Source organism: Tamlana carrageenivorans, from assembly GCF_002893765.1.
GTDB classification, from domain to species: Bacteria; Bacteroidota; Bacteroidia; order Flavobacteriales; family Flavobacteriaceae; genus Pseudotamlana; species Pseudotamlana carrageenivorans.
This window is the reverse complement of record NZ_CP025938.1, coordinates 3,348,469-3,363,222: the sequence shown is the minus strand read 5'-3', so window position 1 is coordinate 3,363,222 and position 14,754 is coordinate 3,348,469. Positions and strand designations below refer to the sequence as shown.

The window sequence follows — 14,754 nt, the reverse complement described above, 5'->3', positions numbered from 1 at the left end:
TTAGTTAATGGACTATAACTCTATAAATTCTCCTATTTCTAATAGCATTAAATCTTTATTTTTTTCAAAGAATTTACGTTTAGCGTTTTCATGATCTATTTCTATGTATCCAAAAGTATCGTAATGATACCCCATTACTTTATCGCATTCTATAAAATCACTAGCTATTATAGCATCTTCTATACCCATGGTAAAATTATCGCCAATAGGCAAAATAGCTAGATCTAATGTCGTTTGAAGGGGAATAAGTTTCATATCATAGGTAAGCGCTGTATCTCCTGCTATATAAATATTTTTACGTTCACCTTCAATAACAAACCCACCTGGTTGTCCGCCATAACTACCATCTGGAAAAGAGGATGTATGGATCGCGTTTACGTATTTAACAGTACCAAATTCAAAATCCCATTTACCTCCATGATTCATAGGGTGCCCTTCAATACCAAGTTTCTCATAATAGCTTACAATTTCGAAGTTTGAAACCACTACAGCTCCTGTACGTTTTGCAATAGCTTCAACATCTACAATATGATCTTGATGGGCGTGTGTTACTAAAATATAATCGGCTTTAAGCGTTTCGATATTAACACTAGAAGCTTTTGGATTTGCTGTAATAAAAGGATCCACAAGAATATGTACATCATTCACTTCAATACCTAAACTAGCGTGTCCATAAAACGTTATTTTCATCTTATAAAATTTAGAAGATTAAATTACAAAAAATCTACAACAATTGACCGATTCCCATTAACAATGCTAATAGTACTGTAGTTAATGCTAATTTCTTTAATTCTGGGTCTAATAATTTTAATTCTACATTATTATGCACTGTTTTTAAATGGATAAATAATGGAATGTAAGCAATCAAGTAAATAAAGTTATATAAAGAATCAAAATATATTACTCCGAATAAAAAGGAAAGCACTATAGCTGATATAATTAATACATAATGATATCTTTTCGCATTTTTAGCACCTAATTTAACAGCAAGTGTTATTTTATTTGATTTTTCATCTGATATACGATCTCTCATATTATTCAAATTCAGAACCCCTGTACTTAATAGTCCCATAGTAATAGCTGGTAAAACGGTGATAAAATTCACGGTTTTTGCATACAGCACATAGCAACCAATAACACTCACCAAGCCGAAGAAAATAAAAACAAACACGTCGCCAAGACCTTTATAACCGAAAGCACTGCTTCCTACGGTGTATCGAATTGCGGCAACTACAGCTGCTATGCCTAAAACTAAAAAGGTTAAAGACAACACAAAATACTCTGATCCAAAGGCTACAAAAATTAATAAAATCGCTAAAAACAAGGTTATAATAACCGTAATGATAATGGCGTTTAATAATTGTTTCGGAGTGATTTTACCGGATTGAATGGCGCGTTGCGGACCAATTCTATCATCATTATCTGTACCCTTAATACCATCGCCATAATCATTAGCAAAATTTGAAAGTATTTGTAAACTCAGGGTAGTTAAAATGGCTATAATGCAAATACCCCAATTAAAAACTTGATCGTGTTTAGCCAGAAAAGAAGCTAAAATGATACCTGATACCGATAAAGGAAGCGTTCTTAAACGCATCGCGGAAATCCACGTGGAAAAGTTCCCCATTATGGAATCCATTTTTTGTTAAAATTAGGCTTACGCTTTTCTAGGAAAGCATTTCTTCCTTCCACGGCTTCATCGGTCATGTAGGCTAACCGTGTTGCTTCTCCAGCAAAAACTTGTTGTCCTACCATGCCGTCATCGGTTAAATTCATGGCAAATTTCAACATTTTTATAGAGGTTGGAGATTTCGCTAGTATTTCTTGAGCCCACTCATAAGCGGTACTTTCTAATTCATCATGAGGAATAACGGCATTTACCATACCCATTTCAAAAGCTTCTTGTGCCGAATAGTTCCTTCCTAGGAAAAAGATTTCACGTGCTTTTTTCTGTCCGACCATTTTGGCCAAATAAGCTGAACCGTAACCGCCATCAAAACTGGTAACATCGGCATCAGTTTGTTTAAAAATAGCGTGCTCTTTACTCGCTAAAGTTAAATCACATACCACATGCAAACTGTGTCCGCCACCAACAGCCCAACCAGGAACTACGGCTATAACTGCTTTAGGCATAAAACGAATTAATCGTTGCACTTCTAAAATATTTAATCGGTGGTAGCCATCTTCTCCAACATATCCTTGGTGTCCTCTAGCCTTTTGATCGCCGCCACTACAAAAAGAATAAACGCCGTCTTTTGTTGAAGGGCCTTCGGCTGACAACAACACGACACCAATGTTTATATCCTCATTAGCATCATAAAAAGCATCGTATAATTCGCTTGTCGTTTTTGGCCGGAATGCATTTCGAACATTTGGTCTGTTAAATGCAATTCTAGCCACACCATCACATTTTTTATAGGTAATATCTGTGTATTCTTTTACTGTAACCCATTTAGGTTCTTCCATGACTTAAATTTTGGCCAAAAATAATTTTTATTTCCTTAAAACCCTTATCTCACCAATTAAAAATGACTTTTTTGAAATTTAATTTACATCTTTCAAATGTACTTTTCATTTCGTCACAACTTGTTTTTTGTTTAAATATACTTTCAAAACCAAAAAACTTGATCTTTAACTTTCCACTAATGGGGTATCATTCGAATTGAATTAACCTAAAAACTATTAGATGCCGCTGCTAAAAGTGAAAAATCGAGAAACCTAATAAGCCTTAATATTCAATAAAGCTTTAACATTTTAAGATTATATTAATTTTTTAACTTATATTTTAGATTTTCCCTAAAAACAAAAAACAGCCTTTAAAACCCGTTGTCTTGTAGTCTTTTATTGGTTAAATTTGCATCAGTTAATTATTTATTTAATATAATAATTGCCAACAGAGTATCATACTGATAAACAATTACTTATGCTAATAACCGCCGCCCTCATCATTTCTTCTTTAGTTACTATTAACCTATTGTTGTTAAAATTTAGTTGTAATAAAACCATTAAATCCACTAAAGTCAACGAAAAACCCATTGTATTAAAATCAGAATATATTGTTAAAACTTTAACTCCAAGATTGGCTCCAACCGGAAGTTAATATTTAAATGCGCTTAAATTTGGTAATTTTAAAGTTAACAACGTGTCCCGTTAAATCGCTTTATTACCATTGAATTTCTTTTTTTCCAATGTCATGTAAGTAGGTATTGGTAGTACTGAAACATTTATTACCAAACCAATAACCTCTATTGGCACTTAACGGAGAAGGATGCCCAGAAGTAATAATCTTGTGTTTTTTACCATCAATGAGTTTAACTTTTTTTTTCGCATAACCACCCCAAAGCAAAAACACCACATTTTCTTTTTTATCACTCACTGTTTTAATAACAGCATCAGTAAAGTGCTCCCAACCTTTTTTTTGATGACTGCCCGCTTCATGGGCTCTAACAGTTAACGTTGCATTTAAAAGTAATGCCCCTTGCTTGGCCCAACGTTCTAAATTACCTGTTATGGGATAAGCTTTGTCTAAATCTGTTTCAATTTCCTTAAAAATATTTACTAACGATGGTGGATGTTTTACACCATCATTTACCGAGAAACACAACCCATTGGCTTGTCCGAATGCGTGATAAGGATCTTGTCCTAAAATAACCACTTTTACATCTTCAAAAGGACAGGCATCAAATGCATTGAAAATTTCATTTTTAGGTGGATAACAAGCATGGTTTTTATATTCAGAAGCAACAAAATCTTCTAATGTTTGAAAGTAAGGCTTCTCAAATTCATTTACTAAATAAGGCTTCCAGCTGCTATGAATTTCATTATACATTATAGTAGTGTATTAATTTAAAATACGAACCATTAACTCCTTTAACAAATCGCCTTGAGGCACCGCATTAGAACCTACTCCTTTACTTTTCACGTCAAATTCTCTTAAAGTGGCCACTACAGAACTAACTTTTCGCATCGGATAGTTTTTTGCAGCTGTGAGGTATTCATTTACGTAATAAGGATTTACCTTTAAAGCTTGAGCTACATGTCTTGGTGACTTATCGCTTAAACCATGAAGGTGTAATAGTTGAGAAAAAAAGTTAAACAGCAAAGAAACGGTTACAACCATAGGGTTATCCTTGGGATTGTCGCCAAAGTACTTTATAATTTTATAAGTTTTCTGTGTATTACGTTCTCCAATCGCTTTTCGTAATTCAAAATTGTTATAATCTTTACTTATACCAATATTTTCTTCGATATGCTCAGGCGTAATTTGAGTTTCTTTAGGAAGAATAATTTGAAGCTTTTCAAGTTCGTTATTAATTTTACTTAAATCGGTGCCTAAAAATTCCACAAGCATTTGAGCGGCTTTTGGTGTAATGGTGTATTTTTTTGAAGCCAAAACACGTCTAATCCAATCGGAAACTTGATTTTCGTAAAGTTTTTTACTCTCGAAAACAACTCCAACCTTATTAATGGCCTTATAAAGCGCTTTACGTTTATCTAGCTTTTTATACTTATAGTCAACAACCAAAATGGTTGTGGGCTGCGGGTTGGCAGCATAACTAGCAAATTTCTCAATAGTACGTGATAAATCTTGAGCTTCCTTTACAATCACCACTTGATACTCTGCCATCATAGGAAATCGCTTGGCATGACCTACAACATCTTCAACCGTAACATCTCTACCATAAAGTACCATTTGATTAAAACCACGTTCTTCCTCAGAAAGTACTGAGTTTTCAATAAAATCGGAAATCTTATCTATATAATAAGGTTCCTCGCCCATTAAAAAATAAATGGGTTTTAAATTGCCGTTTTTTATATCGGTTACCAGTTGTTTGACTTCGTCCAAATTAAAAAGATTTCAGATTAAAAAATAACACTATCCAACAATTACCTTAGGATATTTGGTATTTATATATTGTAGCGTAACTTTGAAAACTAAATAAATGTACTGTGCAAGCACTTAATTTTCCAGAATATTCATTTCGATTCAAAAGTAGCGAAAATAAAGCATCTATTTTTGATCCTATTCGTAAAAAATTTGTGGTTTTACAACCGGAAGAATGGGTACGACAACATTGTATACAATATTTAATGGAAGTAAAGAAATTTCCAAAATTATTAATTAATGTTGAAAAAGAACTCATTATTAACAGCTTAAAAAAACGCTATGACATTGTCGTGTTTAACACAGATGGTTCCATACATTTAATTGTAGAATGCAAAGCACCCAAAATTACTATAAATCAAAACACTTTCGATCAAATTGCTCGTTATAATTTAGAGTTAAATGCTAGTTATTTAATGGTAACAAACGGACTAAATCACTATTATTGCCAAATGGATTTTAAAAATGAATGCTATCAATTTCTAGAAAACATTCCTAATTACCACTAATGAAAATCGCCGTAGTTATATTAAATTGGAATGGTAAGGCTCTGCTTCAGCAATTTTTACCTTCAGTTATAAAGTTTTCCGAAGAAGCCACCATTTATGTAGCCGATAATGCATCAACCGATGATTCGATTACTTTTTTAGAAAAAGCATTTCCTTCTGTAAAAATAATTAAGAACGAAAACAATGGCGGTTATGCCAAAGGGTATAATGATGCTTTAAAAAACATTTCGGCCGATGTATTTTGTTTACTAAACAGTGATATTGAAGTTACAAAAAATTGGTTAACACCTGTAATTCATGCTTTTAATACAGATAAAAACACAGCGATCGTACAACCTAAAATTTTAGATTTTAAGCAGAAAACACATTTTGAATATGCTGGTGCTGCTGGTGGATTTATTGACAAATACGGGTTTCCTTATTGCCGAGGACGCATTTTTAATACCGTTGAAAAAGATCAAGGTCAATATAACGATACGGCTAATATATTTTGGGCGTCGGGAGCTTGTTTGTTTATTAGACAACAAACTTTTAAACAGCTAAATGGCTTCGACAAACATTTTTTCGCTCATATGGAAGAAATTGATTTGTGTTGGCGAGCTAAAAACTTAGGATATAAAGTAAAGTATGTTGGTGATTCTACAGTGTTTCATGTTGGGGGAGCCACATTAAATGCTGTAAATCCTAAAAAAACTTTCCTAAATTATAGGAATAGCTTATTCACCCTTACAAAAAACGTAAATCGCTTTTTGTTTGGCATAATACTTGCTAGAGTATGCCTCGATGGAATTTCAGGAATTAAATTTCTAGTTGCGTTAAAACCGAAGCATACTTTTGCAATAATTAAGGCACATTTTAGTTATTACAGACATATAAACCGGCTTTTAAATCAGCGGAAACAAACAAAACACGACATAAAATATTACCATAGAACATCGATTGTTTTTGATTATTTTATACTTAAAAAAAAGACTTTTAAAAGTTTGTAGTATTAAGTAAAAGTTTTGTTAAATTACTATTTCCAGTAGAATTTTATATATTTTTGTTCAACCAATTAGTGAAAGTTAATCCTAAAATTTATTATGAAGAAAATCTTATTACTTAGTGCATCTGCAATGTTAGCCCTAAGCTCATGTGTATCAAAAAAACAATTTACAGATCTACAGGCAAAACAAAAGGAAACTCAAGATTTGCTTAATTCTGCAACCGTAAAACTTAATTCTTGTTTAGAAGACAGAGCAACAGCTACAGCGCGAGCGACTGCTTTAGAAGAGCAAGTAGCCGATTTACGTAAAAACAATGATAACTTAACCATGCTTTCATCGAAAGGTGCTAGCAATATTGAAAAAACATTAGAAAGCATTAAAGAAAAAGAGCTTAAAATTAGCCGATTACAAGATGCTTTAACCCAAAAAGATAGTGTTACTTTAGCCCTGGTAACTAGTTTAAAACGTGAAGTTGGAATTAACGATCCAGACATTGAAGTTAATGTAGAGAAAGGCGTAGTATTTATTTCTATCGCTGATAAATTATTATTCCAAAGCGGTAGTTACAACGTAACTTCAAGAGCAAAAGAAGTTCTTGCTAAAGTCGCTAAAGTTGTAAATAGCAAACCTAATTTTGAGTGTATGGTTGAAGGACATACAGATTCTGTACCATACAGTAAAGGTGTATTAATAGATAACTGGGATTTAAGTGTTAAACGTTCTACGTCTATTATTAGAGTATTAGAAAGTTTAGACGTTAACCCAGGACAACTTATTGCTGCCGGACGTAGTTCTTATGTGCCTTTAGTAGACAATGACACTGCCGAAAACAGAGCTAAAAACCGTCGTACACGTATTGTTGTATTACCAAAAATTGATCAGTTTTACGACATGATCGAAAAAGAAATGAAAAACCTTTCAGCAGGAAACTAAGCTGTAATTTTATAACATAAAAAAACTCAACTGAAAAGTTGAGTTTTTTTATGCTTTACATTTTCTTCAATTCCTTCCTATTACATAAAATAGTCCGCATAGCTTCATTGAAAAAGACGAAACCATTTTAACGACACGATTAAAGGAGTCTATTCACAAACTCAAAATTGTATACATTATAAAAATCATGTCCTAAAATATTTCCAACCCACCTTTACCTTCTCTAATCACTTTAGGTGTATCTTCAGATAAATCGATTACTGTTGAAGCTTCGTTATCGCCATAACCCCCATCGATAACTAAATCGACAAGGTTATCCCATTTCTCTAAAATAAGTTCTGGATCGGTAGTGTATTCTAAAACCTCATCTTCATCATGAATAGAAGTTGATATGATTGGGTTCCCCAAGCGTTTTACAATTTCTAAGGCTATATTATTGTTTGGCACTCTAATACCAACAGTTTTTCGTTTCTTAAACGGATTAGGCAGATTTTTAGACCCAGGTAAAATAAAGGTATATGGCCCAGGCAAAGCGCGTTTAAGTATTTTAAAAGTACTGGTGTCAATTTGTTTCACATAATCAGACAAATCGCTTAAGTCATGACATACAAATGAAAAATTAGACTTTTCCAGCTTTACACCTTTAATGCGAGCTACCCGTTCCAGTGCTTTCAAGTTAGTTATATCGCACCCTAAACCGTAAACGGTATCGGTGGGATAAATAATAAGGCCACCCTGTTTTAAAACTTTTACAGCTTTATCAATTTCTCTTTCATTAGGGTTTTCTTCGTAAATTCTTATAAAATCGGCCATAGGATATCTTGTTAAGCTTGGTTACACAAAGTAAACGCTAAAAATGTGAGTTACAAAGTTCAGGGTTAAAAAGTTACAAAGTTAAACGGTTAAACGGTTAAACTCAAAATAACATCTAAATTACACCAAATGAAAAAAAATCTGTGATATTCCGTGTAATCCGTGTCCAAAAACTTATAACAGACACTGATTTCACAGATTTACACAGATACTCATTAGCACGAAGATTATAATTGAAATACCGGTTAAACAGTTACACGATTAAACAAATACCCAATTCAACAACAAAAACCTACCCAATCACCTCCAACTTAGCAAAACGAAGCAACAACTTTTTAGTCCCTCCATGCTGAAAATTAATCTCTGCTTTTACATCGGCACCAGCACCTTCAATTTTTAACACCTCTCCGGTTCCAAATCTGATATGCTTGACTTTATTACCCACAGCCAACTTATTATCAAATAAATTTGAGCCACCACTACTTTCTGAAGATTTAGCTACAGGCTTCAAATTTCTGGTCGTAGGTGCTACATACTTTTCAGGTTCTTTTTTGGGGGTTTTATTTTTAGTGAATGTTGGTTGCTTAGCCGGTTTATAACGAATTTTATTAGGCTCGGTATCTCCAAAAATATCAGCAGAAAGCATCGGATTTATACGACGCTCTTCCATTGGTGTTAGCACTTCTAAATATTGCTCGTCTATTTCTTCAATAAATCGACTCGGATCAGAATCTACCAATTTTCCCCAACGGTATCGCGACAAAGCATAAGTTAAATACGCTTGCTTCTCAGCACGGGTAAGCGCTACGTAAAACAAACGTCGCTCCTCCTCTAGCTCACTTCTGGTATTCATGCTCATGGCACTTGGAAATAAATCTTCTTCCAACCCCACAATAAACACATTCGAAAACTCTAACCCCTTTGCTAAGTGAATGGTCATTAAAGCCACCTCATCATCATCTTCTGTTTCATTATCCAAATCACTAGATAAAGCCACATCTTCTAAAAATTCCGATAAAGAGCCCGTTGCATCAGCGATTTCAATCTGGCCTTCAACGAAATCTTTCATACCGTTAATAAGCTCTTCGATATTTTCGACACGTGTTACCCCTTCAGGAGTGGTATCTTTACCAAATTCTTTTAATAAACCACTGGTTCTGGTCACATGCTCTGCCAATTCAAAAACATCGGCAGTCTGATTTAAAACTTGATAACTTTCAATTAAAGTTACAAAGTCTTTTAGCTTGTTTTTAGTACCTGAATTAATTTTAAGATCGGTTTTATCGATGTTTTTCATCACTTCAAAAATGGTACGCTTGTAACCATTAGCGCCTACTATAAGCCTATCTACCGTGGTTTGACCAATGCCTCGGGGTGGAAAATTAATAACACGTTTTAAAGCTTCCTCATCGGCAGGATTTACAATTAAACGTAAGTATGATAAAACGTCTTTAATTTCTTTACGCTGGTAAAAGGACAAACCGCCATAAATACGATACGGAATACCACGCTTACGCAAGGCTTCCTCCATGGCACGAGACTGTGAATTGGTACGATATAAAATCGCAAAATCACTGTTGTTTAAGCCCTCCTTAGTTTTAGTCTCTAGGATGGTACTGGCCACATAACGCCCTTCATCACCATCGGTTAAGGAACGGTGTACTTTAATTTTACCGCCTTCGTCATTGGCTGTCCAAACAATTTTTTCAAGCTTCGTTTGGTTTTTATCGATGATGGAGTTTGCTGCGTTTACAATGTTTTTTGTAGAACGGTAATTTTGCTCCAATCGGAACATTTTCACATCATCATAATCCTTTTGGAAATTTAAAATATTACTAATGTTCGCACCACGGAAGGCATAGATACTTTGGGCATCATCACCTACTACACAAATATTTTGAAATTTATCGGCTAAGGCTCTAACAATTAAATATTGAGAATGGTTGGTATCTTGGTACTCATCAACCAAAATGTATTTAAAACGGTTTTGATATTTTGCTAATACTTCAGGAAATCGAGTTAAAAGCTCATTGGTTCTTAAAAGTAAATCGTCGAAATCCATAGCACCCGCTTTAAAGCAACGCTCGACATACTCTTTGTAAATATCACCCATGCGCGGACGTCTTGCCATCGCATCAGCTTCTTTTAATTCAGGATTTTGAAAATATGCACGAACCGTAATTAAACTATTTTTATATGATGAAATACGGGAACGTACTTGTTTAGCTTTATAAATATCTTTATCGAGTTGCATTTCTCGAATGATAGATCCAATAAGTTTATCGGAATCTTGAGAGTCGTAAATGGTAAAATTACTTGGAAACCCAAGTTTATCAGCCTCAATTCTAAGAATTTTAGCAAAAATGGAGTGAAAAGTTCCCATCCACAGGTTTTTTGCCTCACTAGCGCCTACAATAGTTGCAATACGCTCTTTCATCTCCTTAGCCGCCTTATTGGTAAAGGTGAGCGATAAGATATTAAAAGGATCGATGCCTTTGCTCATCATGTAAGCAATGCGGTAAGTTAGCACTCTTGTTTTTCCAGATCCAGCACCTGCAATAACAATCATGGGTCCGTCAACTTGTATTGTAGGCTCTAATTGAGCGTCATTTAACTGGCTTAAGTATTTTTCCAAATCATCATCATTTTTAGGCCGTGAAATTAACCAATGTTGGGCTTTTTATAGGATGAAATAATTAATAATTATGAACAAATTAAGGAATTACCAAGATTTTAATTGAATATACGAAGTCAATAATAAATTACGAGGTCAATCGGAACTTGTGTATTTTAAAAAAAACATCAATACTTATATTTGTCATGTGATGCTGAAACAAGTTCAGCATGACGCTCGCATATACTAAACAGTACTTTATTAGTTTTTAGCGTGAAGCAGCCCTTCCTTGACGTTAAGCCAAAGGAAATTGAAAACCGATTTAGTTTTATCGCGTTTAATATCATGCCTTTTAGCTTCAGCAAATACGTTATCCCCATTCTCGGTGGTTTTCTTAACAAATATATTAGCAATCGCCGATAAAAACTTATTTTTTTTACGTTCATGCTTCCTTAAAACATCAATACGAAGACCATCAAAATCTGTAATCAAATCAATGGAGGAATGGTTAGTAGTTCCATCAATTGTAAAATATGTTTTGTGTAAAACACCCTCAAATTTCACATTGAGGTTTGGCACCAAAAATTGATTCAATTTTTCCACATGAAAAGACCCTAATTCTGCTTTAAAAATAAACCGATCGTTTTTATTATTAATATCAAAATCGCTGTATGCTTTTAAAGGTGCCTCATCCATAAAATTAGTAGTAATGTTTACTACAGTTTTATCGCCTTCAGCATATGTATTATTAATATTAGACATTGTAGCGTTAAAATCTGTAAAGAAAATTTCGCCTGGTACCCCAGAAGAATGCACACGCTCTTCATAAGTGATCTTCCCGTTTAGCACCTGAAGCTCCTTTACATTAATATCAAAATTTAACTCTCTTAAGGTTTTACTATACAACGATTTTATTGTAGGATCATCTCCTACTAATTTATCTCTATAAATTTCAAAATCTAAATGATGTAATTCTGTTTTGTTAGTAGTAAAATAAAAAATAGTATCTTGTTTAAAACCAAAATCAACTTCATTTATTACAATAGAATCTACACCTAAATTAAAGTGATCCCTTTCAGTTTTAATGTGCTTAGAAAGTTCTTTTTTTGAATATTTAGTTTTTAGTTGAACCGCTTTTAAGACGGAAGTATGTTGTTTTAATTGAGCTTTAGCAATAAACAAACGATCCCAATCTCCTACATTTAGCTGAATGGAATCTGCAACAATATCGAAATCATGAAACGTTACAGGAATTCTATTTTTTTTATCGGCCTTATGGCTAACATCTTTTACATTTAGTTTAAACATTTTAATATCAAATAATAACGAATCGTTTTGCAAACTTAAAACTTGAGCAGCGCCATTGGTAATCTGTACATTTTTAATTGTAACTTCTGGCGACTCAGGAATTTCATAGGCTTTAGTTGGCTTTTTTTGCTTGCCTGCTTTGTAATATTTTATTTTTGGAGCATCTACGGCTAATTCTTCAATACGAACCTTGTTTTTGAAAACAAATTCTAGATAAGCAATATCTTCAATCAAAATCGATTTTAGATTTAATTTTAAAACTTTTTCTAGAGAGGATTCATCCGATACAGAAATAAGTACATCTTGAAATTCTAGGGTTCCTGAAACCACATCAACTAAAATACCTTTAGTACAAACATCAACATGTTTTGGCAAATTCTGTAAAGCCTTTTCTATTTTTAACTTTACGAAATAATTAGAAACAGGTACCGCAACAAGAGCCAGAATAACGATAAAGACTAGGAGTCCTAAATATTTAATTTTCATGTTATAAAGATATATATTCAATCTTTATGAAAAACAATAATTTTAAATACCTTTAAAAACCTAACAAAAAAGGAATAACACGTTAAATTATTACTATGAATACGATTTTAAATGAGGTATCTCAAATCAGTTGGTGGGGCTGGTTAATAATAGGTTTAGCCTTGGTAGCCATTCGCGATGTTTTTATTCAAAAAAAACATACAATAAGTCACAACTACCCTATAATTGGACATTTACGCTATTTACTAGAAAACATTGGTCCAGAAATGCGTCAATATTTCGTTGCTAACAACCGCGAAGAACTCCCCTTCAATCGTATTGAGCGCAGTTGGATTTACGCATCAGCTAAAAAGGAAAACAATTACGAAGGCTTTGGTACCGACCGCGATATTTATCAGCATCAGCATATTTTTATTAATAATGCGATGATGCCCTTTAAACTCCCTGAAAATCATCCAAATCTTGTAGACAATTGTTTTTTGCCCTGCGCCAAAGTGATGGGTGCGTTTCATAAAAGAAGAAGGCCTTTCAGACCAGCATCAGTCATTAATGTTTCGGCCATGAGTTTTGGCTCGCTTTCCGCGAAAGCGATAGAATCGTTAAACAAAGGTGTTAAAATTGCTGGTGCGTATCACAATACCGGTGAAGGTGGTTTATCGCCACATCACAGCCATGGAGGCGATGTTATTTTCCATTTCGGAACGGGGTATTTTGGTGTGCGCTCTGAAGAAGGCGGATTTTCCATGGAAAAAATGATAGAATTGGTTGAAAACAACCAATTTATACGAGCTATTGAAGTTAAACTTTCTCAAGGTGCTAAACCTGGAAAAGGTGGTGTGCTTCCTGGCGCTAAAATCACGAAAGAAATTTCAGAAATTAGAGGTGTTCCTATTGGTATTGATGTGCTTTCACCTCCAAACCATAAAGCTTTTTCTAATATTCCTGAAATGGTAGATTTTATTGAAAAAATAGCCGAGGCTACAGGCTTACCTGTTGGTATTAAAGCTGCTATAGGTAAGCTGGAACAATGGGAAGAATTGGCAGACTTTATGGTAGCCACCGGAAAAGGCCCTGACTTTATTACTGTAGATGGTGGCGAAGGTGGTACCGGAGCAGCTCCTCCTAGTTTTGCCGATCATGTCTCCCTTCCGTGGGTTTATGGCTTTAGGGATTTATATAAGCTTTTTAAAAACAAAGGACTTGCCGAGCGCATTGTGTTTATTGGTAGCGGAAAATTAGGTTTCCCTGCTAAAGCTGCTATGGCCTTTGCCATGGGAGCCGATTGCATTAATGTCGCCAGAGAGGCCATGATGAGTATTGGGTGTATTCAAGCCCAAGTATGCCATACAAACCGTTGTCCTAGTGGTGTGGCAACACAAAGCAAATGGTTACAGAGTGGTATAGATCCTACGTTAAAATCGGAGCGGCTAGCACAGTATTTTAAAACATTTAGAAAAGAATTGATTGAAATTACACATGCTGCTGGCTACGAACACCCTTGCCAGTTTACCATGAAGGATATTGAAATGAATATTGACGACCACAGTCTATCCAACGAATTACACACTACTTTTGCATACGAGAAAACAAGGGTTCCTTTTTTTGGGATGCAAAAATTAAAAGATTGTTTATATTTGGGTCATCATCCAAAATAATTACTAAAACCAGACCAAATCTTATGGAAGCCTCTAGAGTTATCGACCTTTTTTTATTTGCCATACCTTCATTAATAACAGGTTGTATTGCCTATTACTTTTTTAAAGAGCATACCAAAAATGAAGATGGGAGAAGACGTTATCTACTCAAAAAAGATTTACAGGTAAACACGATTCCATTACGCCTACAGGCTTATGAGCGTATGGCCTTATTTTTAGAGCGCATTGCCCCATCAAAACTTATGGTAAGAGTAACTCCAATCACATCAAACAAAGAAGATTACGAATCGTTACTTATAAAAAACATAGAACAAGAATTTGAGCATAACTTATCGCAACAAATTTATATTAGCGATAAATGTTGGAGCATTATTACCACGGCTAAAAACGCCACAATCCAACTCATTAGAAAGGCAAACATGTCTGAAAAAACAGATACGGCCAACAAATTAAGAGAAGTTGTTTTAACCGAAATGATGGAGCGTCCGTCTCCTAGCGATGCCGCTTTATCTTTTGTAAAAAGTGAGGTTTCGGATATGTGGTAAGCATCCTGCATTTCTTTGAA

At 34.2% G+C, this 14,754-nt stretch carries 13 protein-coding genes; 5 read left to right on the top strand and 8 right to left on the bottom strand.

Annotation, left to right across the window (positions count from 1 at the left end):
- Positions 1–12: 12 nt before the first annotated feature.
- From C1A40_RS14775 to holA, 5 genes are all read right to left on the bottom strand, one after another.
- The gene (locus tag C1A40_RS14775; RefSeq protein WP_102996563.1) at positions 13–690 is read right to left on the bottom strand and encodes a metal-dependent hydrolase; all 678 of its coding nucleotides are present in this window, start codon (positions 688–690) and stop codon (positions 13–15) included.
- Positions 691–724: 34 nt separating this feature from the next.
- Positions 725–1,627, bottom strand: coding sequence for a 1,4-dihydroxy-2-naphthoate octaprenyltransferase (menA, locus tag C1A40_RS14770; protein ID WP_102996562.1), 903 nt, complete (start codon positions 1,625–1,627; stop codon positions 725–727).
- Positions 1,627–2,466, bottom strand: coding sequence for a 1,4-dihydroxy-2-naphthoyl-CoA synthase (locus C1A40_RS14765; protein WP_102996561.1), 840 nt, complete (start codon positions 2,464–2,466; stop codon positions 1,627–1,629). Before C1A40_RS14765 ends, menA begins: the two co-directional genes overlap by 1 nt.
- A gap of 697 nt (positions 2,467–3,163) precedes the next feature.
- On the bottom strand, positions 3,164–3,829 hold the full coding sequence (locus tag C1A40_RS14755; RefSeq protein ID WP_102996559.1) for a uracil-DNA glycosylase: 666 nt from the start codon (positions 3,827–3,829) through the stop codon (positions 3,164–3,166).
- A 12-nt stretch (positions 3,830–3,841) separates the two neighbouring features.
- Positions 3,842–4,846: a DNA polymerase III subunit delta gene (holA, locus tag C1A40_RS14750; protein WP_102996558.1), complete on the bottom strand. Its 1,005-nt coding sequence runs from the start codon at positions 4,844–4,846 to the stop codon at positions 3,842–3,844.
- A gap of 104 nt (positions 4,847–4,950) precedes the next feature.
- Here holA and C1A40_RS14745 point away from each other — a divergent pair, with 104 nt between their 5' ends.
- The 3 genes from C1A40_RS14745 to C1A40_RS14735 all read left to right on the top strand — a co-directional run bounded on the left by C1A40_RS14745 (position 4,951) and on the right by C1A40_RS14735 (position 7,313).
- Entirely contained in the window at positions 4,951–5,394 is a 444-nt protein-coding gene (locus C1A40_RS14745; protein ID WP_102996557.1) for a type I restriction enzyme HsdR N-terminal domain-containing protein, read from the top strand.
- Complete coding sequence (locus C1A40_RS14740) at positions 5,394–6,383, top strand: glycosyltransferase family 2 protein (protein WP_102996556.1); 990 nt, start codon at positions 5,394–5,396, stop codon at positions 6,381–6,383. The genes C1A40_RS14745 and C1A40_RS14740 overlap by 1 nt, the downstream gene beginning before the upstream one ends.
- 93 nt (positions 6,384–6,476) lie before the next feature.
- A complete protein-coding gene (locus C1A40_RS14735; RefSeq protein ID WP_102996555.1) occupies positions 6,477–7,313 on the top strand; it encodes an OmpA/MotB family protein in 837 nt (278 codons plus the stop codon).
- Positions 7,314–7,505: 192 nt separating this feature from the next.
- Here the strand turns inward: C1A40_RS14735 and C1A40_RS14730 are convergent, their stop codons facing one another.
- From C1A40_RS14730 to C1A40_RS14720, 3 genes are all read right to left on the bottom strand, one after another.
- Positions 7,506–8,126, bottom strand: coding sequence for an L-threonylcarbamoyladenylate synthase (locus C1A40_RS14730; protein WP_102996554.1), 621 nt, complete (start codon positions 8,124–8,126; stop codon positions 7,506–7,508).
- 292 nt (positions 8,127–8,418) lie between these two features.
- Positions 8,419–10,761, bottom strand: coding sequence for an ATP-dependent helicase (locus C1A40_RS14725; protein ID WP_102996553.1), 2,343 nt, complete (start codon positions 10,759–10,761; stop codon positions 8,419–8,421).
- Positions 10,762–11,001: 240 nt separating this feature from the next.
- The gene (locus tag C1A40_RS14720; RefSeq protein ID WP_102996552.1) at positions 11,002–12,534 is read right to left on the bottom strand and encodes a hypothetical protein; all 1,533 of its coding nucleotides are present in this window, start codon (positions 12,532–12,534) and stop codon (positions 11,002–11,004) included.
- 95 nt (positions 12,535–12,629) lie between these two features.
- On the opposite strand from C1A40_RS14720, the gene C1A40_RS14715 reads away from it, so the two are divergent.
- The gene (locus C1A40_RS14715; protein WP_102996551.1) at positions 12,630–14,189 is read left to right on the top strand and encodes an FMN-binding glutamate synthase family protein; all 1,560 of its coding nucleotides are present in this window, start codon (positions 12,630–12,632) and stop codon (positions 14,187–14,189) included.
- Positions 14,190–14,212: 23 nt separating this feature from the next.
- A complete protein-coding gene (locus C1A40_RS14710) occupies positions 14,213–14,734 on the top strand; it encodes a DUF7935 family protein (RefSeq protein ID WP_067148067.1) in 522 nt (173 codons plus the stop codon).
- Positions 14,735–14,754 lie beyond the last annotated feature (20 nt).